This is a genomic window from Streptomyces sp. NPDC052301, from assembly GCF_044593395.1.
Taxonomy (GTDB): domain Bacteria; phylum Actinomycetota; class Actinomycetes; order Streptomycetales; family Streptomycetaceae; genus Streptomyces.
Genome location: NZ_JBIUBE010000010.1, coordinates 45,856 through 67,735, shown reverse-complemented (window position 1 = coordinate 67,735; position 21,880 = coordinate 45,856). Strand labels below are relative to the sequence as shown.

The 21,880-nt window shown below is 73.2% G+C and carries 18 protein-coding genes; 14 read left to right on the top strand and 4 right to left on the bottom strand.

Annotated elements, in window-relative coordinates:
* The first annotated feature begins 59 nt into the window (after positions 1 to 59).
* The 4 genes from dxr (at position 60) to ACIHEJ_RS26940 (ending at position 5,004) form a co-directional block, all read left to right on the top strand.
* Entirely contained in the window at positions 60 to 1,331 is a 1,272-nt protein-coding gene (gene dxr / locus ACIHEJ_RS26955; RefSeq protein ID WP_400139216.1) for a 1-deoxy-D-xylulose-5-phosphate reductoisomerase, read from the top strand.
* A gap of 8 nt (positions 1,332 to 1,339) precedes the next feature.
* Positions 1,340 to 2,632 (top strand): M50 family metallopeptidase, encoded by a 1,293-nt coding sequence (locus ACIHEJ_RS26950; RefSeq protein ID WP_400139520.1) that lies wholly within the window; start codon positions 1,340 to 1,342, stop codon positions 2,630 to 2,632.
* A gap of 170 nt (positions 2,633 to 2,802) precedes the next feature.
* Positions 2,803 to 3,960, top strand: a complete 1,158-nt coding sequence (gene ispG, locus ACIHEJ_RS26945) for a flavodoxin-dependent (E)-4-hydroxy-3-methylbut-2-enyl-diphosphate synthase (protein WP_400139215.1) — start codon at positions 2,803 to 2,805, stop codon at positions 3,958 to 3,960.
* Positions 3,961 to 4,155: 195 nt separating this feature from the next.
* Positions 4,156 to 5,004: a GNAT family N-acetyltransferase gene (locus ACIHEJ_RS26940; RefSeq protein ID WP_400139214.1), complete on the top strand. Its 849-nt coding sequence runs from the start codon at positions 4,156 to 4,158 to the stop codon at positions 5,002 to 5,004.
* Positions 5,005 to 5,134: 130 nt separating this feature from the next.
* On the opposite strand, the gene ACIHEJ_RS26935 is transcribed toward ACIHEJ_RS26940, so the two are convergent.
* Positions 5,135 to 6,208, bottom strand: a complete 1,074-nt coding sequence (locus ACIHEJ_RS26935) for a questin oxidase family protein (protein WP_400139213.1) — start codon at positions 6,206 to 6,208, stop codon at positions 5,135 to 5,137.
* Between the two features lie 152 nt (positions 6,209 to 6,360).
* Between ACIHEJ_RS26935 and ACIHEJ_RS26930 the strand changes: the two genes are divergently transcribed.
* The gene (locus tag ACIHEJ_RS26930) at positions 6,361 to 6,891 is read left to right on the top strand and encodes a GNAT family N-acetyltransferase (protein WP_400139212.1); all 531 of its coding nucleotides are present in this window, start codon (positions 6,361 to 6,363) and stop codon (positions 6,889 to 6,891) included.
* 106 nt (positions 6,892 to 6,997) lie between these two features.
* Positions 6,998 to 8,701 (top strand): proline--tRNA ligase, encoded by a 1,704-nt coding sequence (locus ACIHEJ_RS26925; RefSeq protein WP_400139211.1) that lies wholly within the window; start codon positions 6,998 to 7,000, stop codon positions 8,699 to 8,701.
* Between the two features lie 71 nt (positions 8,702 to 8,772).
* Here the strand turns inward: ACIHEJ_RS26925 and ACIHEJ_RS26920 are convergent, their stop codons facing one another.
* The 3 genes from ACIHEJ_RS26920 to ACIHEJ_RS26910 are packed head-to-tail and all read right to left on the bottom strand — an operon-like array spanning position 8,773 to position 10,721.
* On the bottom strand, positions 8,773 to 9,681 hold the full coding sequence (locus ACIHEJ_RS26920; protein ID WP_400139210.1) for an aminoglycoside phosphotransferase family protein: 909 nt from the start codon (positions 9,679 to 9,681) through the stop codon (positions 8,773 to 8,775).
* Positions 9,682 to 9,732: 51 nt separating this feature from the next.
* The gene (locus ACIHEJ_RS26915; protein ID WP_400139209.1) at positions 9,733 to 10,227 is read right to left on the bottom strand and encodes a ferritin-like domain-containing protein; all 495 of its coding nucleotides are present in this window, start codon (positions 10,225 to 10,227) and stop codon (positions 9,733 to 9,735) included.
* Positions 10,224 to 10,721 (bottom strand): hypothetical protein, encoded by a 498-nt coding sequence (locus ACIHEJ_RS26910; RefSeq protein WP_400139208.1) that lies wholly within the window; start codon positions 10,719 to 10,721, stop codon positions 10,224 to 10,226. Before ACIHEJ_RS26910 ends, ACIHEJ_RS26915 begins: the two co-directional genes overlap by 4 nt.
* Before the next feature lie 207 nt (positions 10,722 to 10,928).
* Between ACIHEJ_RS26910 and rimP the strand changes: the two genes are divergently transcribed.
* The 8 genes from rimP (at position 10,929) to ACIHEJ_RS26870 (ending at position 21,817) form a co-directional block, all read left to right on the top strand.
* Complete coding sequence (rimP, locus tag ACIHEJ_RS26905; RefSeq protein WP_400139207.1) at positions 10,929 to 11,441, top strand: ribosome maturation factor RimP; 513 nt, start codon at positions 10,929 to 10,931, stop codon at positions 11,439 to 11,441.
* Between the two features lie 2 nt (positions 11,442 to 11,443).
* On the top strand, positions 11,444 to 12,433 hold the full coding sequence (gene nusA / locus ACIHEJ_RS26900) for a transcription termination factor NusA (RefSeq protein ID WP_400139206.1): 990 nt from the start codon (positions 11,444 to 11,446) through the stop codon (positions 12,431 to 12,433).
* A gap of 122 nt (positions 12,434 to 12,555) precedes the next feature.
* A complete protein-coding gene (locus tag ACIHEJ_RS26895; RefSeq protein ID WP_400139205.1) occupies positions 12,556 to 12,852 on the top strand; it encodes a YlxR family protein in 297 nt (98 codons plus the stop codon).
* Between the two features lie 145 nt (positions 12,853 to 12,997).
* A complete protein-coding gene (gene infB / locus ACIHEJ_RS26890; RefSeq protein WP_400139204.1) occupies positions 12,998 to 16,084 on the top strand; it encodes a translation initiation factor IF-2 in 3,087 nt (1,028 codons plus the stop codon).
* A 178-nt stretch (positions 16,085 to 16,262) separates the two neighbouring features.
* The gene (locus tag ACIHEJ_RS26885; RefSeq protein ID WP_208898485.1) at positions 16,263 to 16,556 is read left to right on the top strand and encodes a DUF503 domain-containing protein; all 294 of its coding nucleotides are present in this window, start codon (positions 16,263 to 16,265) and stop codon (positions 16,554 to 16,556) included.
* Positions 16,557 to 16,597: 41 nt separating this feature from the next.
* Positions 16,598 to 17,059, top strand: a complete 462-nt coding sequence (rbfA, locus tag ACIHEJ_RS26880; protein ID WP_400139203.1) for a 30S ribosome-binding factor RbfA — start codon at positions 16,598 to 16,600, stop codon at positions 17,057 to 17,059.
* The gene (truB, locus tag ACIHEJ_RS26875; protein ID WP_400139202.1) at positions 17,056 to 17,961 is read left to right on the top strand and encodes a tRNA pseudouridine(55) synthase TruB; all 906 of its coding nucleotides are present in this window, start codon (positions 17,056 to 17,058) and stop codon (positions 17,959 to 17,961) included. Before rbfA ends, truB begins: the two co-directional genes overlap by 4 nt.
* A 274-nt stretch (positions 17,962 to 18,235) precedes the next feature.
* Positions 18,236 to 21,817 carry a trypsin-like peptidase domain-containing protein gene (locus ACIHEJ_RS26870; RefSeq protein WP_400139201.1) on the top strand — a complete coding sequence of 1,194 codons (3,582 nt, stop codon included), beginning with the start codon at positions 18,236 to 18,238 and terminating at the stop codon, positions 21,815 to 21,817.
* Positions 21,818 to 21,880 lie beyond the last annotated feature (63 nt).

The following is a 21,880-nucleotide window of genomic DNA, read 5'->3' as shown; positions in this document are numbered from 1 at the left end:
CCGTGCGGCCCGCCACCCGGGTCGCACGGGCGGTCACCGCTTGCGGCAACAATGGGGGGATGACCGACAGCCCTGCCCGTCCGGCACCCCTCGCCGATCCGCACCTCGTCTACGACCCCGCCGCCGGGGACGGCCCCAAGGACGTGGTGATCCTCGGTTCCACCGGATCCATCGGCACCCAGGCCATCGACCTCGTGCTGCGCCACCCGGACCGCTTCCGGGTCACCGCCCTGTCCGCGAACGGCGGCCGCGTCGCCCTCCTCGCCGAGCAGGCGTACCGGCTGCGGGTGCGGACCGTCGCTGTCGCCCGCGAGGACGTCGTACCCGCCCTGCGCGAGGCGCTCGCCGCGCAGTACGGCGCCGGGGAGCCGGTTCCCGAGATCCTCGCCGGACCGGACGCGGCCACCCAGGTCGCCGGCTCCGCCTGCCACACCGTGCTGAACGGCATCACCGGCTCCATCGGCCTCGCGCCGACGCTCGCCGCCCTGGAGGCGGGCCGCACCCTCGCGCTCGCCAACAAGGAGTCGCTGATCGTCGGCGGCCCGCTGGTCAAGGCGCTGGCCAAGCCCGGCCAGATCATCCCGGTCGACTCCGAGCACGCCGCCCTCTTCCAGGCCCTCGCCTCCGGCACCCGCGCCGACGTCCGCAAGCTGGTCGTCACCGCCTCCGGCGGCCCCTTCCGCGGCCGGACCAGGGCCGAGCTGGCGAACGTCACCGTCGAGGACGCCCTCGCCCACCCCACATGGGCGATGGGCCCGGTGATCACGATCAACTCCGCGACCCTCGTCAACAAGGGCCTGGAGGTCATCGAGGCGCACCTCCTCTACGACATTCCCTTCGACCGCATTGAGGTGGTCGTGCATCCCCAGTCGTATGTCCACTCGATGGTCGAGTTCACCGACGGATCCACGATCGCCCAGGCGACGCCCCCCGACATGCGCGGGCCCATCGCCATCGGTCTTGGCTGGCCCGAGCGCGTCCCCGACGCGGCTCCCGCCTTCGACTGGAGCAAGGCCTCCACCTGGGAATTCTTCCCGCTGGACAACGAGGCCTTCCCCTCGGTGAACCTCGCCCGGCACGTGGGGCAGCTCGCGGGCACGGCCCCGGCGGTGTTCAATGCGGCCAACGAGGAGTGCGTCGAGGCCTTCCGCCGCGGCGCGCTGCCCTTCAACGGGATCATGGAGACCGTCACCCGGGTGGTCGAAGAGCACGGCACCCCGGCCCGGGGAACTTCACTCACCGTGTCGGACGTCCTCGAAGCGGAGACCTGGGCGCGGGCCCGGGCCCGCGAACTCACAGCCACGACGGCGACCGCGGAGGCGCGTGCATGACGACCTTGATGTTCATCCTCGGCATAGTGGTCTTCGCGGTCGGCCTGCTCGTCTCGATCGCCTGGCACGAGCTGGGGCACCTGTCCACGGCCAAACTGTTCGGCATCCGTGTGCCGCAGTACATGGTCGGCTTCGGCCCGACCGTCTGGTCGCGGAGGAAGGGCGACACCGAGTACGGCATCAAGGCCATCCCCCTCGGCGGCTACATCCGCATGATCGGCATGTTCCCGCCCGACGAGGAGGGCCGGGTCTCCGCCCGCTCCACCTCGCCGTGGCGCGGCATGATCGAGGACGCCCGCTCGGCGGCCTTCGAGGAGCTGCAGCCGGGTGACGAGACGCGCATGTTCTACACGCGCAAGCCGTGGAAACGCGTCATCGTCATGTTCGCGGGCCCCTTCATGAACCTGATCCTCGCGATCGGCCTGTTCTTCACCGTGCTCATGGGCTTCGGCATCCAGCAGCAGACCACCACCGTCGCCGCCGTCTCGCCCTGCTCCATCGCGCAGAGCGAGCACCGCGACAGCTGCAAGAAGTCCGACCCGGCGTCCCCGGCGGCCCGGGCGGGCATGAAGGCCGGCGACAAGATCGTCTCCTTCGACGGCGTGCCGACGAAGGACTGGAACACGCTCTCGGACCTCATCCGCGACAGCGCCGGCAAGAACGTGGTGATCGTCGTCGACCGCAAGGGCCACCAGGAGACCCTGCACGCGAAGATCACCACGAACCTGGTCACCGAGAAGGACTCGAGCGGCAGCTACGTCGAGGGCAAGTACGTCAAGGCCGGCTTCCTCGGCTTCAGCGCGGCCACCGGCGTCGTCCACCAGAACTTCGGCGAGTCCGTGACCTGGATGACCGACCGGGTCGGCGACGCCGTCGACTCCCTCGCCGCCATCCCCGGCAAGATCCCGGCCCTGTGGAACGCCGCCTTCGGCGACGGCCCGCGCGAGCCGGACTCCCCGGTGGGCATCGTCGGCGCGGCCCGCATCACCGGCGACATCGCCACCCTGGACATCCCCGCCTCCCAGCAGGTGGCGATGTTCGTGATGCTGCTCGCCGGCTTCAACCTCTCCCTGTTCCTGTTCAACATGCTCCCGCTGCTCCCGCTCGACGGCGGGCACATCGCGGGCGCCCTGTGGGAGGCCCTGCGGCGGAACGTGGCCCGGGTGCTGCGCCGCCCGGACCCCGGCCCGTTCGACGTGGCCAAGCTCATGCCGGTGGCCTACGTGGTGGCCGGGATCTTCGTCTGCTTCACGATCCTGGTCCTCATTGCGGACGTCGTTAACCCGGTCAAAATCTCGTAGCCGTCGGCCGTTCGCGGCGGCCCGGAACCCCACGGTTCCGGGCCGCCCCCCATCGGGTGTGTTTGCCGGGTGGGATGTGCCCGCGCAGAGACCCGTGCCGTAATCTCGAAGCCTGGAGCCCGCTGTTCACGGGACCGGACCTTGATCCACGACTTGGGGTTGCACAGCAGATGACTGCGATTTCTCTCGGCATGCCGTCCGTTCCGACCAAGCTCGCCGAGCGCCGGAAGAGCCGGCAGATCCAGGTCGGAAGCGTGGCGGTCGGCGGAGACGCGCCGGTCTCGGTCCAGTCGATGACCACGACCCGTACGTCCGACATCGGTGCCACCCTGCAGCAGATCGCGGAACTCACCGCGTCCGGCTGCCAGATCGTCCGTGTCGCCTGCCCCACCCAGGACGACGCCGACGCCCTCGCCACCATCGCCCGCAAGTCGCAGATCCCGGTCATCGCGGACATCCACTTCCAGCCCAAGTACGTCTTCGCGGCCATCGAGGCCGGCTGCGCGGCGGTCCGGGTGAACCCGGGCAACATCAAGCAGTTCGACGACAAGGTCAAGGAGATCGCGCGGGCCGCCAAGGAGCACGGCACCCCGATCCGCATCGGCGTCAACGCCGGCTCCCTCGACCGGCGCCTGCTGCAGAAGTACGGCAAGGCCACCCCGGAGGCGCTGGTCGAGTCCGCGCTGTGGGAGGCGTCCCTCTTCGAGGAGCACGACTTCCGGGACATCAAGATCTCCGTCAAGCACAACGACCCCGTCGTGATGATCGAGGCCTACCGGCAGCTCGCCGAGAGCTGCGAGTACCCGCTCCACCTCGGCGTCACGGAGGCCGGCCCGGCGTTCCAGGGCACCATCAAGTCGGCCGTGGCCTTCGGCGCCCTGCTGAGCCAGGGCATCGGCGACACGATCCGCGTCTCCCTGTCGGCCCCGCCCGCCGAGGAGGTCAAGGTCGGCCTCCAGATCCTCCAGTCGCTCGGCCTGCGCCAGCGCGGCCTGGAGATCGTCTCCTGCCCGTCCTGCGGCCGCGCCCAGGTCGACGTCTACAAGCTCGCCGAAGAGGTCACCGCCGGCCTGACCGGCATGGACGTCCCGCTCCGCGTCGCCGTCATGGGCTGCGTGGTGAACGGCCCGGGCGAGGCCCGCGAGGCCGACCTCGGCGTCGCCTCCGGCAACGGCAAGGGCCAGATCTTCGTCAAGGGCGAGGTCATCAAGACCGTCCCCGAGTCCAAGATCGTGGAGACCCTCATCGAAGAGGCCATGAAGCTGGCCGAGCAGATGCAGGACGAGGGCGTGGAGTCGGGCGAGCCGTCCGTCTCGGTCGCGGGCTGACGCCGTACGCACCGACCGGGAGCCCCGCGGGCCGGCGCCCGCACCCACTCGCCGTGAGTCCCGTCACCCCTGGTGGCGGGACTCGGCCGTCCCCGCGCCCGGGGGGAAAGGATCTCGTCCCGCACCGCGGAGCAGGTCATCATCCTGCGAGGTAAAGTGCCGGGACCAGCAGAACCCCAGGGTGAGGCGCCATACGTGTTGACCCAGACCACCTCCCGGGTGCTCGAACCGAGCGACCTCGACGCCGCGCTCGCCGTCCTCGACCGCGAGCCGGTCGCCAACGCCTTCGTCTCCGCCCGGGTCCAGGTCGCGGGTCTCGACCCCTGGCGCCTCGGCGGCGAGATGTGGGGCTGGTACGAGGACGGCATGCTGACGTCCCTGTGCTACGCCGGCGCCAACCTCGTCCCCATCTGCGCCACCCCGCGCGCCGTACGCGCCTTCGCCGACCGCGCCCGGCGGGCCGGCCGCCGCTGCTCCTCCATCGTCGGCCCCGCCGAATCCACCGGCGCGCTGTGGCGCCTGCTGGAGCCCCACTGGGGCCCGGCCCGCGAGGTCCGCGCGCACCAGCCGTTGATGGTCACCGACCGCATGCCCGCCGACATCGCCCCGGATCCCTACGTCCGCCGCGTCCGCAAGGACGAGATGGAGACGATCATGCCGGCGTGCGTGGCGATGTTCACCGAGGAGGTCGGCGTCTCGCCGCTGGCGGGCGACGGGGGCCTGCTCTACCAGGCCCGGGTCGCCGAACTCGTGGGCTCCGGGCGCTCGTTCGCCCGTCTCGACGACCACGGCCGCGTCGTGTTCAAGGCCGAGATCGGCGCGGCGACCCGCCACGCCTGCCAGATCCAGGGCGTCTGGGTCGCCCCCGAGTACCGGGGGGTCGGCCTCGCGGCGCCCGGCATGGCGGCGGTGCTGCGCCACGCCCTCACGGACGTGGCCCCCGTGGTGAGCCTGTACGTGAACGACTTCAACACCGCGGCGCGGCGGACGTACCGGCGCGTCGGCTTCCAGGAGGTCGGCGCGTTCATGAGCGTGCTGTTCTAGCGGGCGGCTCGGACGGCCGGTTCCTCGACCAGCCGGCCGGGTTCGGGGTGGTCCTCCAGGGGTCGGGCCTTTCGGGGGGTGGGCCCGGTCGCGGGCGCCCGGTCGCGGGCGTGCTGCTCCGGCGGACGGTTCAGCCGGCCGGTTCCCCGACCAGGGCCGCCGCGCGCGCCACCGCGGCCAGCGCCTCCGGGTGACCGGTGCGGGCGTGCACGTCCAGGCAGGTGTCGGCGAGCTTGATGACGTGCTCGTCCCCGTGCCGGGCGGCCAGGTCGAACACCTCGTCCGCCGTCCCGGGAGCGGCGGGCAGACTCCCGGCCGGCGCGGGCTCGGCAGGGGCGTACGCCGCGGTCACGGCGGCGCTCGCGGCCCACGCCGCGCCCAGGCTCGGCACCCACAGGGCGCGGGGGAGCGCGGGCAGGGTGCGCAGCACGGCCGTCGGAGCGGTCGCCGCGTGCACCAGCATCACCGGTGAGCCGTGTGCGTTCGGGAGGTAGTGCAGCACCGCTGCCGTGGTCACCTCCGCCAGCAGCTCGCGGGCCTGCCCGGCGTCGGCGGCCGGGCGCAGGGCGGCGAGCGCGGTCGGCCATCCGGCCAGGCCGGAGAGCTGGCCCAGCCGGTGGTTGATGCCGGCGCTCTGGTCGGGGACCCGGGGCACAGCGGCCAGGGCGGCGGCGGGCCCGGCGGCTCCGGACGGGGCGGTGAGCGGGACCGGCTGCCAGCGCGCCGCCCAGTAGCCGAGCGCCTGGCCGAGCTCGGCGAGCCGGGGAGCGTCCTCGTGCGCGAGCAGGGCGTGGACGGCGTGGCCGGTCCGGATCACCCCATGGGTGGCGCCGGCCGCGACACCGGGCAGCAGCCGCGGCCACCAGGTCTCCAGCACGGCGCGCCAGGGGCGTTCGACGACCTCCCGCGCGAAGAACGCGAGCCAGTCACCGAGCCGGTGGGGGTCGCCGAGCGCCGTGCGCCAGTCGTCGGCGGTGACCGGCGACAGACCGCGCGGCAGCTCGTCCAGCCGGTCCATGTAGTGGTCCAGCCAGCGGTGGACCTGATGCGCGTACCCGTGCCGGACCATCGCCTCCACGGCCATGGGGCCGTGATTGCTCAGCCACCCTTCGAACTCCGGCCCGGTCCGGTGCAGTCGGCCGTAGGCCTCGTCCAGGGTGCCGTCGGTGCCAGGGCTGTCGCCGCCCATGCTGTCCGTGTTCATGACACAGGACGCTAGGTGGCCGCGGCGGCGGGTTCATCGGCCGGGAGGTCGAACCGCCTTTCGTCCGCGGGACCTAGGACCGTGGCCGGACCGGTCGGGCCCGGCCTCCGCACGCCCGCCCGGCCGTGCGCGGCCCCCTGTACGCTCCCCGCATGGACCTCGTGATCGGCACACTGGACCTCGCAGCCCACGTGGACGAGGCCTTGGCCGTCCAGGCCGTGGCCTTCGGGCTGGGTCCGGACGAAGTCGCCGTACGCCGCCAGATCGTGCAGCGCCACATGCAGTACCGCGGCGCACGGGCCCTCGGTGCGACGGCCGGGGGCCACCTCGTCGGCTTCGTGTACGGCATGCCGAACTCGCGCACCCACTGGTGGTCGACGGTCGTGGAGCCCTACCTCCGTGCGGGCGGCAACGACTTCTGGCTGGACGACTCCTTCGTGATCACGGAACTCCACGTCCACCCCGACCACCAGAACCGCGGCATCGGCCGGCGTCTGATCACCAGGATCACCGACACCGCCGCCGAACCCCGCTCGATCCTCTCGGCGATCGACACCGACAGCCCGGCCCGCGGCCTCTACCACTCGCTCGGCTATGTGGACCTCGCCCGTCAGGTGCACTTCCCGAGCGCGCCGCGGCCGTACGCGGTGATGGGCGCCCCCCTGCCGCTGCGCAGGCGTTAACCGATTTCCACCGGCCCAGGCAGCCCGGCTAACCTCCTGCCAACACCTCCCCCACTCTCGGCTTCGCTCGAGCGGGGGACCCCCACCCGGCAGGAGTACGAGAACCATGGCCAACGCACCGGTCCAGCGCATGTCCCAGTTGATGGCGAAGACGCTGCGCGACGACCCGGCGGACGCCGAGGTCCTCAGCCACAAGCTCCTCGTCCGCGCCGGCTACGTGCGCCGCACGGCCGCCGGCATCTGGAGCTGGCTGCCCCTCGGCAAGAAGGTCCTCTCCAACGTGGAGCGGATCGTCCGCGAGGAGATGGACGCCATCGGCGCCCAGGAGGTCATGCTCCCCGCCCTGCTGCCGCGCGAGCCCTACGAGGCGACCGGCCGCTGGGACGAGTACGGCCAGGAGCTGTTCCGGCTCAAGGACCGCAAGGGCGGCGACTACCTCCTCGGCCCGACCCACGAGGAGATCTTCACCCTCCTGGTCAAGGACCAGTGCACGTCCTACAAGGACCTGCCGGTGATCCTCTACCAGATCCAGACCAAGTTCCGGGACGAGGCCCGCCCCCGCGCCGGCATCCTGCGCGGCCGTGAGTTCCTGATGAAGGACTCGTACTCCTTCGACACCGACGACGAGGGCCTCGCCCAGTCCTACGCCCTGCACCGCCAGGCCTACCAGCGTGTCTTCGAGCGCCTCGGCCTGGACTACCGCATCTGCGCGGCCACCGCCGGTGCCATGGGCGGCTCGAAGTCCGAGGAGTTCCTGGCCCCCGCCGAGGCCGGCGAGGACACCTTCGCGGACTGCCCGAACTGCGACTTCGCCGCCAACACGGAGGCGATCACCTACGCGCTGCGGCCCGTCGACGCCTCGGACGTGCCCGCGCTGGAGGAGATCCCCACCCCGGACACCCCGACGATCGAGACCCTGGCCGCCTCCCTCGGCGTCCCGGCCTCCGCCACGCTGAAGAACCTCCTGGTCAAGGTGGACGGCGAGATCGTCGCCGTCGGCGTGCCCGGGGACCGCGAGGTCGACCTGGACAAGGTCGAGGCGCACTTCGCGCCGGCCGTCGTCGAGATGGTCACCGAGGCGGACTTCGCCGGCCGCCCCGACCTGGTCCGCGGCTACGTGGGCCCCCAGGGCCTCGGCGAGAAGGTGAAGTACATCGCCGACCCGCGCGTGGCCCCCGGCACCGCCTGGATCACCGGCGCCAACAAGGAGCACACGCACGCCAAGAACGTCGTGGCCGGTCGTGACTTCGAGGCCGACGCGTACGTGGACGTCGTCGTCGTACAGGAGGGCGACCCCTGCCCGAAGTGCGGCACCGGCCTGAAGCTGGACCGCGCCATCGAGATCGGCCACATCTTCCAGCTGGGCCGCAAGTACGCCGACGCCCTCAAGCTCGACGTCCTCGGCCAGAACGGCAAGCCGGTCCGCGTCACCATGGGCTCCTACGGCATCGGCGTCTCCCGTGCCGTCGCCGCGCTCGCCGAGCAGAACGCGGACGACAAGGGTCTGGTGTGGGCCAAGGAGGTCGCCCCGGCCGACGTGCACGTGGTCGCCGCAGGCAAGGCCCTGCAGACCGAGCTGGCCCTCGACGTCGCCGAGAAGCTGGCCGCCGCGGGCGTCCGCGTCCTGGTCGACGACCGGGCCGGCGTCTCCCCGGGCGTGAAGTTCACCGACGCCGAGCTGATCGGCGTCCCGCAGATCCTGGTCGCCGGCCGCCGCTCCGCCGAGGGCGTCCTGGAGCTGAAGGACCGCAAGACCGGTGAGCGCGAGGAGCTGTCGGTCGAGGACGCGATCGCCCGCCTGACGGCCTAGCCGAGAAAAGCCCGCGGCGAGGAGAGCCCCCTGTGACCAGTGGAGGTCTCAGGGGGCTTCTCGTGCGGCCCTCAGAGCCACCCGGCGAACTCCAGCAACAGCTCCGCGTCCTTCGGCCGCCCCACCCGCAGCGCCCGCACCCCGGACTCCACCGCCCGGAACAGCGTCCAGCCCCGCAGCCGTTCCTGGTCCACCTCCAGCGACTCCGCGAGCCGCTTGATCCGGCGCCGGACGACGGCCGGGCCGGACGGTGCGGCGATCAGGTCCTCCACCCGGTCCCGCACCAGCCGGGCCAGATCGAAGGCGCTCTCGCCGACCACCGGGTCCGGGCCCACCGCCAGCCACGGCATCCGTTCGCCGGCGAGCACCTTGCTCTGCCGGAACGTGCCGTGCAGCAAACGGTGTTCGGGCGGCTCCGCCAGCAGCACCTCGCGGGCCGCGAGCGCCGCGTCGACCAGCGGTGCCACCTCCGGGGCGGCCTCCGCGCCCGCCCGCATCGCCGTCGCCTGCCGCCCGGTGCGCTCCGCGACGCTCTCGAAGGCGTGGCCGGCCGGTGGCTCGACCCATAGCCGGCGCAGCGTGCCCGCCGCTTCCAGCAGCGCCTTCGCCTCCGGCAGTGACCGCACCGACACGTCCGGGTGCAGCCGCTCCAGCAGCAGCACCCCTTCCTCCGACTGCTCCGTGCCGGCTTCGAGAAGCTGTACGGCACCCAGGCCGCCCCAGTGCGCCAGGGCCGCCCGCTCGCTCTCCGGGCGGGCGCGCGGCGGGGCCAGCTTCAGCACGGCGGGGGTGCCGTCGGCCCGCCGCACCAGCACCACCAGGCTGCTGCGGCCACCCGGCACCTGCACCCGCTCCACGGTCAACTCGCGCCCGGCCACGGCTCGTTCGGCCGTCCGGGGCAGCTTCGCCAGCCAGTCGTCCCCGGCCGGTGCCGTCTCACCGAGCGCCCGTACGAGGCGCTGCGGCGGTTCGAAAGCCATGCGCGAGTCGTTCCCTTCGGTCCGGGTCCTGTCGTACGGACATCTGCGCGGTCACGGGGTGACCGAGGCGGAGGCCGACGGCGTCGCACCGGCCGCGCCGGTCTCCTCGCCGGAGGACCGCTCGGCGAGCCCAGGGAAGGCTACGCTCTCCCCGCTCCAGCGCACCGCCCGCACCGCGGCCTCCCGCAGCGCGCCGGCGGCCGAGCCGCGCCGCTCGCCGGTCGCCGCCCGCACCAGGTCGGCGTACACCCCGGCCACCCGCTCCTCCAGCCGGGCGGCCAGCCGCACCGCGGCCGCCGCGTCCGGCACCGGGAACGGCAGCGCGTACGCGGCGCTCGCCGCCACCGGCTGACCGCCCAGGTCACGGACGTCGCGGGTCAGGGCGTCCCGGCGCGCCCGGTGGGCGTCGTACGCGGTCCGGGCCTCGCTCTGCCGCCGCCGGTCGATCCGCCCGCCGACGACGCCGTACCCGTACACCGCCGCGTGCTCCGCCGCCAGCGCGGCCTGCAGCGCGGTCAGCTCGGCGGTCTTCGCCTCGTCGCTCATCGGGGCCCCTCCGCCAGGAGGTACGCGTGCGCGGCCCCGGCCGCCGCCACCGACGCCAGCAGCCGGGCCGTCTCGTCCGGCGCCTCCAGCAGGTCCTTCGCCCGCTGGTCGGCGAGGCTCCGCTCGGCCGCGGCGAGCCCGGCGAGGGCGCCCTTCTCGGTGGCCGGCACAGAGACGGGGGAGGCCGACGGCGTGGCCGACGTGGGCTTCGTGCCGCCGCCGAACGCGCGGGCGTGGGCCGCGACCTGAGCCCGCAGCGGGCGCAGCCGCTGCGCCAGGCCCGGATGGGCGGCCAGCACGGCGTCGTAGTGCTCCAGCAGCTCCCCGCTGTCCCGCGCCGCACGCGCGCGTGCCCGCGCGGTCGCCGACGGGCCGCCGGTGCCGGAGTCCGGACCGGCGGAGCAGCCCACCAGCAGAGCGGCACCGGCGGCCGAGGCGAGCAGGGATCTTCTGCGCGGCCCCGAGGGGGTGCGCGGCGGCGGTGGGTACGGCACTGCAGACGTCCTCGGGGCACTCGTACGGAGGGTGATTCGAATGGGTGGGCGGCACGCCCGTGATCACCGTACCCGCGCACCCGTCGTACGCCACTCACCGGCACCGTCCGGGCACAGGTGGACGGCAACACTCCCCGCGACCGGATACCCTTTGACCAGACACGCGACCCATCCCACAACAGCACACGCGGCCGAGGAGTCACCCGGATGAGCACCACCCAGAGCGAGAGGCTGCGAGAGCTGCTGGAACCGCTCGTCACCTCTCAGGGGCTGGATCTCGAAGAGATCGCTGTGGACTCCGTCGGACGCAAGCGGGTGCTGCGTGTGGTCGTCGACTCCGACTCCGGAGCTGATCTGGACGCCATCGCCGATGTGAGCCGTGCGCTCTCGGCGAAGCTCGACGAGACCAACGCGATGGGTGACGCCGCGTACGACCTGGAGGTCGGAACTCCCGGCGCGGAGCGCCTCCTCACCGAGCACCGGCACTTCGTGCGCGCCACCGACCGGCTCGTGAAGTTCCAGCTGACCGAGGGCGGTGAACTGGTCGCCAGGATCCTGACGGTCGACGAGGACGGTCTCGACGTCGAGGTCCCCGGGGTCAAGGGCCGCAAGGCGACCACCCGCAGACTGGGCTTCCCGGAGATCGACAAGGCGCGCGTGCAGGTCGAGTTCAACCGCAAGGACAGCAAGAAGGACATGAAGGAAGAGGAGGAGGCGTAGCCGTGGACATCGACATGAGCGCCCTGCGGGGCTTGGTTCGGGAGAAGGAGATCTCCTTCGACCTGCTGGTCGAGGCGATCGAGTCGGCCCTCCTCATCGCCTACCACCGCACCGAGGGAAGCCGCCGACACGCGCGCGTGGAGCTCAACCGGGAGACCGGGCATGTGACCGTGTGGGCGAAGGAGGACCCCGAGGACCTGGAGGAGGGGCAGGAGGCGCGCGAGTTCGACGACACCCCGTCGGGCTTCGGGCGTATCGCCGCCACCACCGCCAAGCAGGTGATCCTGCAGCGGCTGCGCGACGCCGAGGACGACGCCACGCTCGGTGAGTACGCCGGCCGCGAGGGCGACATCGTCACCGGTGTGGTCCAGCAGGGCCGCGACCCGAAGAACGTGCTCGTCGACATCGGCAAGCTGGAGGCCATCCTGCCGGTGCAGGAGCAGGTGCCCGGCGAGACCTACCCGCACGGCATGCGCCTCAGGTCGTACGTCGTCCGGGTGGCCAAGGGCGTCCGCGGACCGTCGGTCACCCTCTCCCGTACGCACCCCAACCTGGTGAAGAAGCTCTTCGCCCTGGAGGTGCCGGAGATCGCCGACGGGTCGGTCGAGATCGCGGCGATCGCCCGTGAGGCCGGTCACCGCACCAAGATCGCCGTACGGTCCACCCGTACGGGCCTGAACGCCAAGGGCGCGTGCATCGGCCCGATGGGCGGCCGGGTGCGCAACGTGATGGGCGAACTGAACGGCGAGAAGATCGACATCGTCGACTGGTCGGACGACCCGGCGGAGATGGTGGCGAACGCCCTGTCACCCGCTCGGGTGAGCAAGGTGGAGGTCGTCGACATGGCCGCCCGCTCCGCCCGGGTGACCGTGCCGGACTACCAGCTGTCGCTGGCGATCGGCAAGGAGGGGCAGAACGCCCGCCTCGCCGCCCGCCTCACCGGCTGGCGCATCGACATCCGGCCCGACACCGAGCAGCAGGCCGCGGAGTAGTCCCCGGCGCCGGAAGCGGAGCCGGGGAATAGATCCGGGCCATACATCGCTCGGATGAGGACAACAACCGTTCGATCTTTGCCCCGAAGGGGTGAGGTCGCTACGGGGAGGTAGACTTAGCTGTGTCTGGCCGGACGCACGCCCGAGCATGCCCTGAACGCACCTGTGTGGGGTGTCGGGAGCGGGCGGCCAAGAACGATCTCCTGCGGATCGTGAAGATCGAGGACGCATGCGTCCCCGATCCTCGCGGTACGCTGCCCGGCCGGGGTGCCTATGTGCACCCCGCCCTGGTCTGTCTCGACCAGGCGGTACGCCGCCGGGCGTTCCCGCGGGCACTGCGCGCCCCGGGAGCGCTCGACACAAAGGCGTTGCGCCAACACGTCGAGCAGACAACAGTTGCCAAGCAGGCAACACCGTAAGACGTGTCGTACGGAACCCCGTGCGGCCTGGTACCTCGCGAGTCGAAAGCAGGTCGAGATTGCGATGAGCACTCGATGAGTACGCGATGAGTACGCCCATGAACTAGCGACGGTCCGGCTTCAACCCGGACCTCAAAGGAGCGAAGTGGCTAAGGTCCGGGTATACGAACTCGCCAAGGAGTTCGGTGTCGAGAGCAAGGTCGTCATGGCCAAGCTCCAGGAACTCGGTGAATTCGTCCGTTCGGCGTCTTCGACGATCGAAGCGCCTGTCGTACGCAAGCTGACCGACGCCTTCCAGGGCGGTGGCAACGGCAAGTCCGCCGGCAAGCCCGCCCCGCGCAAGGCCTCCCCCAAGCCCGCCGCGCCCTCTCCGGCGCAGGCGGCGCGTCCGGCTGCCCCGGCCCCGAGGCCGGCAGCCCCCAAGCCTCCGACGGCGCCTGCTGCCCCGCAGCCCGCCGCGTCGTCGGCCCCCTCCGCACCCGCGCCGGCCCCCGGCCCGCGTCCGGTGCCGGGTCCCAAGCCCGCGCCGCGCCCGGCCCCGGCCGCCCCGGAGTTCACCGCTCCGCCGGCCGCTCCGGCCGCGCAGACCCCGCAGGCCCCGGCCGCGCAGGGTCAGACCGGGCAGGGTCCGCGTCCCGGCGGCGCCCGTCCCGGTGCGCCGCGTCCCGGTGGTCGTCCCGCCGGTCCCGGCCAGGGTCAGGGTCAGGCCCGTCCGGGCCAGGGTGCCCCGCGCCCCGGTGGCCAGGGCCAGCGTCCCGGTGCTCGTCCGGCCGGTCCGCGCCCGGGCAACAACCCCTTCACCTCCGGTGGCTCCACCGGCATGGCCCGTCCGCAGGCTCCGCGCCCGCAGGGCGGTCCGCGTCCGGGTGGTCCCGGTGCCCCCGGCGCCGGTCCCCGTCCGCAGGCGCCCGGCGCCCAGGGCGGCGGTCCGCGTCCGCAGGCTCCCGGCGGTCCCCGTCCGACCCCGTCCGGCATGCCCCGCCCGCAGGGCGGTCCGCGTCCCGGCGGTCCGCGTCCGAACCCCGGCATGATGCCGCAGCGTCCCGCTGCCGGCCCGCGTCCGGGCGGCGGTGGCCCCGGCGGCCGCGGTCCCGGTGCCGGCGGTCGTCCCGGTGGCGGCGGCGGTCGTCCCGGTGGCGGCGGCTTCGCCGGCCGTCCCGGTGGCGGTGGCGGCGGCTTCGCCGGTCGTCCCGCCGGTCCCGGTGGCGGTGGCGGTGGCTTCGCCGGCCGTCCGGGTGGTCCCGGTGGCGGCGGCGGTCGTCCCGGCTTCGGTGGCCGTCCCGGCGGTCCCGGTGGCCGTGGTGGCACGCAGGGTGCCTTCGGCCGTCCCGGCGGTCCCGCGCGTCGCGGTCGCAAGTCGAAGCGGCAGAGGCGCCAGGAGTACGAGGCCATGCAGGCCCCGAGCGTCGGCGGCGTGATGCTGCCGCGCGGCAACGGCGAGACCATCCGTCTCTCCCGCGGCGCGTCGCTCACCGACTTCGCGGAGAAGATCAACGCCAACCCGGCGTCCCTCGTCGCGGTCATGATGAACCTCGGCGAGATGGTCACCGCGACGCAGTCCGTCTCCGACGAGACGCTGCAGCTCCTCGCCGACGAGATGAACTACACGGTTCAGATCGTCAGCCCGGAGGAGGAGGACCGCGAGCTGCTCGAGTCCTTCGACATCGAGTTCGGCGAGGACGAGGGCTCCGAGGAGGACCTGGTCGTCCGTCCGCCGGTGGTGACCGTCATGGGTCACGTCGACCACGGTAAGACCCGACTGCTCGACGCGATCCGCAAGACGAACGTCATCGCGGGCGAGGCCGGCGGCATCACCCAGCACATCGGTGCCTACCAGGTCGCGACCGAGGTCAACGACGAAGAGCGCAAGATCACCTTCATCGACACCCCGGGTCACGAGGCGTTCACCGCCATGCGTGCCCGTGGTGCGAAGTCGACCGACATCGCGATCCTGGTCGTCGCGGCCAACGACGGCGTCATGCCGCAGACGGTCGAGGCGCTCAACCACGCCAAGGCGGCCGACGTGCCGATCGTGGTCGCGGTCAACAAGATCGACGTCGAGGGTGCCGACCCGACCAAGGTGCGCGGTCAGCTGACCGAGTACGGCCTGGTGGCCGAGGAGTACGGCGGCGACACCATGTTCGTCGACATCTCCGCCAAGCAGGGTCTGCACATCGACTCGCTGCTGGAGGCCGTGGTCCTCACGGCCGACGCCTCGCTCGACCTGCGGGCCAACCCGGCCCAGGACGCGCAGGGCATCTCGATCGAGTCCCGTCTCGACCGCGGCCGTGGTGCCGTGGCGACGGTCCTCGTCCAGCGAGGCACGCTGCGGGTCGGCGACACGATGGTGGTGGGCGACGCCTACGGCCGCGTCCGCGCCATGCTCGACGACAACGGCAACAACGTCGCCGAGGCCGGCCCGTCGACGCCGGTCCAGGTCCTGGGCCTGACCAACGTCCCGGGTGCGGGCGACAACTTCCTGGTGGTGGACGAGGACCGTACGGCCCGTCAGATCGCCGAGAAGCGCGCCGCCCGTGAGCGCAACGCCGCGTTCGCCAAGCGCACGCGCCGCGTGTCGCTGGAGGACCTGGACAAGGTGCTCAAGGCCGGTGAGGTCCAGCAGCTGAACCTGATCATCAAGGGTGACGCTTCCGGTTCGGTCGAGGCCCTCGAGTCCTCGCTGCTCCAGCTGGACGTCGGCGAAGAGGTCGACATCCGCGTCCTGCACCGCGGCGTCGGTGCGGTCACGGAGTCCGACATCGACCTGGCGATGGGCTCCGACGCCATCGTGATCGGCTTCAACGTCCGTGCGGCCGGCCGCGCGGCGCAGATGGCCGAGCGCGAGGGCGTGGACGTCCGTTACTACTCGGTCATCTACCAGGCGATCGAGGAGATCGAGGCGGCCCTCAAGGGCATGCTCAAGCCGGAGTACGAAGAGGTCGAGCTGGGTACGGCGGAGATCCGCGAGGTCTTCAAGTCGTCCAAGCTGGGCAACATCGCCGGTGTCCTCATCCGCTCGGGCGAGGTCAAGCGCAACACCAAGGCACGCCTCGTCCGCGACGGCAAGGTCATCGCCGAGAACCTCAACATCGAGGGTCTGCGTCGCTTCAAGGACGACGTCACCGAGATCCGCGAAGGCTACGAGGGTGGTATCAACCTCGGAAACTTCAACGACATCAAGGTCGACGACGTCATCGCGACGTACGAGATGCGGGAGAAGCCGCGGGTGTAAGGCCTACGGTTTCTGAAGCTGGCCGGCGGGACCTCGGTCCTGTCGGCCAGCTTGCCGTTGCGGGGGCCACGGAAACTCCGTCGAGCCACCGCGCGGGTTCGCGTAACCTTTTGGTGTCCCCGGCCCACACGGGCCCGGGGCCATCGATCCCGTACCGGCGGGTGAACCGGTTACACACATGTACGTGGGGACTCTGTCCTTCGACCTGCTCCTCGGCGACGTCCACTCGCTGAAGGAGAAGCGCTCCGTCGTCCGCCCGATCGTCGCCGAGCTCCAGCGGAAGTACGCGGTGAGCGCGGCCGAGGTGGACCACATGGACCTCCACCGGCGGGCGATCATCGGCCTCGCCATGGTCTCCGGCGACGCGGCGCACCTCACCGACGTACTGGACCGGTGCGAACGGCTGGTCGCCGGCCGCCCCGAGGTCGAGCTGCTGTCCGTGCGACGGCGCTTCCACGGCGAAGACGACTGACCACAGAACGCAAGAAGAAACAAGGAACGGGAGACGGACCAGTGGCCGACAACGCGCGGGCGAAAAGGCTGGCGGACCTCATCCGGGAGGTGGTGGCCCAGAAGCTGCAGCGCGGGATCAAGGACCCGCGGCTCGGCTCGCACGTCACCATCACGGACACCCGGGTCACGGGTGACCTGCGGGAGGCGACCGTCTTCTACACGGTCTACGGCGACGACGAGGAGCGGAAGGCCGCGGCAGCGGGCCTGGAGAGCGCCAAGGGCATCCTGCGCTCCGAGGTGGGCCGCGCGGCCGGTGTGAAGTTCACGCCGACCCTGACCTTCGTCGCGGACGCCCTGCCGGACACCGCCCGGACCATCGAGGACCTGCTCGACAAGGCGCGGCAGTCCGACGCCGCGGTCCGCGAGGCCTCCGCGGGCGCCAGCTACGCGGGCGGCGCGGACCCGTACCGCAAGCCGGCGGACGACGAGGCGATCGAGACGGACGGCGACGCCGCGGAATGACCCAGAAGCACACCACGCCCGACGGCCTCGTCATCGTCGACAAGCCGTCGGGCTTCACTTCGCACGACGTGGTCGCCAAGATGCGCGGGATCGCCCGGACCCGCCGCGTCGGCCACGCCGGCACCCTCGACCCGATGGCGACCGGCGTCCTGGTCCTCGGCGTCGAGCGCGCCACCAAGCTCCTCGGCCACCTCGCCCTGACCGAGAAGGAGTACCTGGGCACCGTCCGCCTGGGCCAGAACACCCTCACCGACGACGCCGAGGGCGAGATCACCTCGTCCACCGACGCGTCCAAGGTGACCCGGGACGCCATCGACGCCGGCATCGCCAAGCTGACCGGCGACATCATGCAGGTGCCGTCCAAGGTCAGCGCCATCAAGATCGACGGCGTGCGGTCGTACAAGCGGGCCCGGGAGGGCGAGGAATTCGAGATCCCCGCCCGGCCGGTGACGATCTCCTCCTTCACCGTGTACGACGTCCGGGACGCCGTCGCCGACGACGGCACCCCGGTCCTCGACCTGGTGGTCTCCGTCGTCTGCTCCTCGGGCACCTACATCCGCGCCCTCGCCCGTGACCTGGGTGCCGACCTGGGCGTCGGCGGCCACCTCACCGCGCTGCGCCGGACCCGCGTCGGGCCGTACAAGATCGACACGGCGAAGACGCTGGACCAGCTCCAGCAGGAGCTGACCGTGATGCCGATCGCGGACGCCGCCGCGGCCGCGTTCCCCCGCTGGCAGGTGGACGCCCGGCGCGCCCGGCTGCTGCTGAACGGCGTCCGGCTGGAGATGCCCGACGAGTACGCGGGCGCCGGTCCCGTCGCCGTGTTCGGCCCCGAGGACCGCTTCCTCGCGCTGGTCGAGCAGCACAAGGGCAAGGCGAAGAGCCTGGCCGTCTTCGGCTGAGCGTGGCCGAGCCGCTCCACGCGACGCCCCGCGCGATCGCCCGTGGAGCGGCGGCCGGCCACGGGGTGGCCTGCCGCCGCTCCACGGTCCCCCCTCGGTTCCCCCACCCCTAGGGTGTATCCAACCGCCCCCGGCTATTCACCCGACCGGGCAGGCGCTCGGAGTGAACCGGGGGAGCGGAAGGGGGCGCGTTCACCACGGGATCTGTCCCGCCGATCATCGCGCGCCTACCGTCGGGAAACAGGCACGCGGGTTCGGGCGGGGAGGTACGGCGATGACAGGACGGGGCCCCCGCGCCGGGAGCGGCAGCGGTCGCCGACCGGCGGCGGACGGCAGGGGTGAGACGGCGGACGGGGCGTGCGCGGCGGCCGACGGCACCCGGTCGGGAGACGACGGGCCGCGCACGGACCACACCACCCACCGTCCCGAGCCCGCCCTGGTGCAGATCCGTGACCTGGCGGGTCGCCCCCGCGGGATCGGCTTCCTCGCCGACCACGAAGGCACCCTGCTCACCAGCCACGAGGCCGTCGACGGCCTGCCCCGGCTCGTGCTCCACACGGCCGGCGACCGGACCTGCGTGGTGCCGGCCGACGCCGTCACCCCGCTGCCCGAGCGGGACCTGGCGCTGGTGCGCACCGAGGGCCTCGGGGTGGCGCCGCTGCCGCTGACCGTGCGCGACCGGATCGACGCCGGCACCTATGTGCGGGTCCCCGCCGGCTGCTGGCGCGAGGCCCGGGTGCTGGCCACGACCCAGGTGACGTACACCGCCACGGACCGCTTCCACCTCCTCGAGGACGTGCTGGAGCTGGCGATCGGCACGGCGGGCCGGGACGCGCTCCGCCTCGGCGGCGGGGCGGCCGGCGGCCCGGTGCTCGACGCCCGCACCGGCGCGGTCGTCGGGGTGATCGGCACCGCCCTGCACACCGCCGAGCGCGACGCGGGCTTCGCCGTACCGCTCAGCCCCGCCGACGGCCCCCTCGGCGACCTGTTCGCCCGCAACGCGGCGACCGTGCCCGGATACGGCGCCGACCTCAACCTGGCCGGCATCCAGGAGCTGACCGCCACCTCGATGGCCCAGGACGGCCCACCGGGCACGCTCACGGGCCCCCTCGCCGCCGTGGGTCCGGTCGAACGGGCCGACATCGCCCAGGAGTTGGCCGCCTTCTCGGCCGGTGACCGGGCCGTGCTCGGCCTCGTCGGCGCCCCGGGCAGCGGACGTACGACGGAACTCGCCGCCCTCGCCGCCCGCCGGAGCCGGGGCGAGCGGCCGGCGCCCACGCTGTGGTTGCGCGGCGCCGACCTGGAGGAAGCCGACAGCTCCGTGGCCGACGCGGCCCGCCGCACCCTGCAGCGCGCCGCCCGGATCATCGCCGCCGCCCGCTCGGCCCACCCCGAGGACCTGGGCGACCTCACCCCGGACCGCCTGGCCCGGCTCGCCGCCCGGTCCGGCAGCCCCCTGCTGCTCCTTCTCGACGGCCCCGAGGAGATGCCCCCCGTCCTCGCCCACCGCCTGCCCGCCTGGACCGAGGGCACGGCCGCCTGGCTCCGGGAGACCGGGGCGAGGCTGGTGGTGGCCTGTCGTGAGGAGTACTGGGAGCGCGCCGCCACCACCTTCCCCACCACCGTGCTCCACACCCCCACCACCCCGGGAGACCCGCTCCCCTCGGCCCTCCAGCCGTTCCCGCCCTGCGTGGCGGTCGGCGGCCTCAGCGCCGGTGAGGCCCGCCGAGCCCGGGCCGCGTACGGGATCCCCGACGGCGTGCTCGGCGAACGCGACGCCCGGCACCCGCTCACCCTCCGGCTGCTGTCCGAGGTCCGGGCCGCCGTCCCGGACGCCCCCGCCGCCCCGCCGCTCGACCGGCACGAGGTGTTCGCCGCCCACCTCGACCTGATGTGCCTGCGCATCGCCGTACGTCTCGCCGCCGCGAGCGGGCTGCGCGGCACGGCCGTACGGCGGCTCGCGGCACGCGTGGCCGGGCAGGTGCACGAGGCCGCCCGGCGCAGCCTGGGTCCGGGACAGGGCGAGCTGGACCGCGAGTCCTTCGAGTCGGTGTTCCCCTGGGGGCCCGCCCCGGCACGGCTCGGCGGTGCCACCGGCTGGGCCTCCGCCGTGCTCACCGAGGGCCTCCTCGTCCCGGCCGGCGGCGGCTACCGCTTCGCGCACGAGGAGCTGGCCGACTGGATCCAGGGCATGCACCTCGACCTGGACGAGGCCCTGCACGCCCTGGTGCACCGCCCCCGCGAGACCCGCAGGACGCCGCCCGTCCCCGTGCCGCACCACCGCCTCGGCCCCGTCGTCCAGGCCCTTCTGCTGCTCGGCCGCCAGTACGGCCACCGCCGGCTCGCTGCGCGACTGCGGGAGTTGACCGACGCCCTGGAGCGCGACCCCGGCTCCTGGTGGGCCGCCCGGCTGCTCGCCCGTACTCTGCACCAGGTCCCGGACGCGGCGCCGTACACCGAGGTGCTGCGGCTGCTCGCCGATCGCGTCGTGGCCTGGCGGCGCCAAGGCCGGCCGGTGCCCGCCGAGTTCGGCCCCGGCTTCTGGACCTCCCTGCCCCTGGGCGAGACCGAGCGCCTCGATCTGCTGCGCCGGCTCGTGCTCGCCGACGAGGCGCCGCCGGGGTCCGCGGACCAGGCGCCGCCCGCGCCCGGCGAGCGGTACCTCGACGCCGTCGCCCGGCTGCTCGCCGCCGCCCCCGCCGTCGTCCAGCCGCAGCTGACGAGGTGGTTCGACGACGAGCGGCTGCTGCCCGCGACCCCGCACGCCACCGTGGCGACCGCCGCGCAGGCACTGCTGCACACCCACCGGCACGGCACTGTGGACGACCTCATCGAGGTGCTCGTGGCGAGCGCGCACCGGCGCGCCGACGAACTGCTCGCCACCCTCGCCGAGGACGAGCCGTCCGCCGTCTGCCGGGCCGTCGACCGCTGGGCGCACGACGAGCGGCCCGCCCGCCGGGTCGCCGCGGTGGCGCTCGGGCTGCGGGCGGCCCCGCACGTCCGCCGCGAGGCCGACCGCGCGCTGCTGCGCCTCTCCGCCCTCGCCCTGCTCGCCCGCCCCGCCGACTGCACCCTGCACGGTGGCGCCCTCGCCCTGCTGGTCCGCGACCCGGACACCCGGGACCAGCACCTGCCCGCGGCCCTGCGCCACTTCGCCGACGGCGACCCCCACCTGCCGCCGACCGCCCTGCTCCCGGCCCTCGCCACGCACCCCGGACAAGTCCTGGACGCCTTCCGCACCCGCCTGCGCGACCCCGACGCAGCAGACGCCCTGCGCACCCTCCTCCTCGATGCCGCCACCCCGGCCCTCGCCGACCGCGTGGCCGCCCTCGTCCGGGAGGCGGTGTCGCTGCGCCCGGAGACCGCCGGACACGTCGCCGCCTGCGTCGACCGCCGCCTCGAACAGGGCTCCACCGCCCGCCCGGCCCTGCTGCCGCTGGTCACGGGTCTGCTCGACACCGGTCCCGAACAGCTCCGGGCCGCCCTCGCCACCGTCCTCGCCGCCGCCGGCGCTCCCGCCTGCCGGCCCCTGCGCCGCGAACTCCTCGAGGTCCTCCTCGCCCAGGAGCGGGAGCCGTCCGTCCTGGACGCCGTCCTGCACGCGGCGGCGGAGCACGGCCGCCGGGAGGAGGAGGTGCGCGAACTCGTCCACCGCACCGGCCTGCTCCTCGTCCGCACCCCCGAGGGCGCCACCCGCTTCGACCGCGGCCTGGTCGACCTGGGCCGGCACGTCCCCGGCTTCGCCGCCCGCATGGCCCGCTGGCTGACCGAGACACCGGACGACTGGGTCGCCGTGGTGGGCCCCAGCGCCCGCCGCATGCTGGAGAACCTGGCGGGGGTGCGGGTACCGGCATGAAGCGTGCCGAGCGGTACCGGGAACGTGCGCCCGGTCACAGCGTCCATGCCGATGCCGGGCCGG

Coding starts and splice junctions, on each gene's coding strand:
- ACIHEJ_RS26925 (WP_400139211.1), top strand. CDS start 6,998: ATGGCCAACGCACCGGTCCAGCGCATGTCCCAGTTGATGGCGAAGACG.
- ispG (WP_400139215.1), top strand. CDS start 2,803: ATGACTGCGATTTCTCTCGGCATGCCGTCCGTTCCGACCAAGCTCGCC.
- ACIHEJ_RS26930 (WP_400139212.1), top strand. CDS start 6,361: ATGGACCTCGTGATCGGCACACTGGACCTCGCAGCCCACGTGGACGAG.
- dxr (WP_400139216.1), top strand. CDS start 60: ATGACCGACAGCCCTGCCCGTCCGGCACCCCTCGCCGATCCGCACCTC.
- truB (WP_400139202.1), top strand. CDS start 17,056: ATGACCCAGAAGCACACCACGCCCGACGGCCTCGTCATCGTCGACAAG.
- ACIHEJ_RS26915 (WP_400139209.1), bottom strand. CDS start 10,227: ATGAGCGACGAGGCGAAGACCGCCGAGCTGACCGCGCTGCAGGCCGCG.
- ACIHEJ_RS26950 (WP_400139520.1), top strand. CDS start 1,340: ATGTTCATCCTCGGCATAGTGGTCTTCGCGGTCGGCCTGCTCGTCTCG.
- ACIHEJ_RS26935 (WP_400139213.1), bottom strand. CDS start 6,208: ATGAACACGGACAGCATGGGCGGCGACAGCCCTGGCACCGACGGCACC.
- ACIHEJ_RS26870 (WP_400139201.1), top strand. CDS start 18,236: ATGACAGGACGGGGCCCCCGCGCCGGGAGCGGCAGCGGTCGCCGACCG.
- ACIHEJ_RS26885 (WP_208898485.1), top strand. CDS start 16,263: ATGTACGTGGGGACTCTGTCCTTCGACCTGCTCCTCGGCGACGTCCAC.
- rimP (WP_400139207.1), top strand. CDS start 10,929: ATGAGCACCACCCAGAGCGAGAGGCTGCGAGAGCTGCTGGAACCGCTC.
- ACIHEJ_RS26920 (WP_400139210.1), bottom strand. CDS start 9,681: ATGGCTTTCGAACCGCCGCAGCGCCTCGTACGGGCGCTCGGTGAGACG.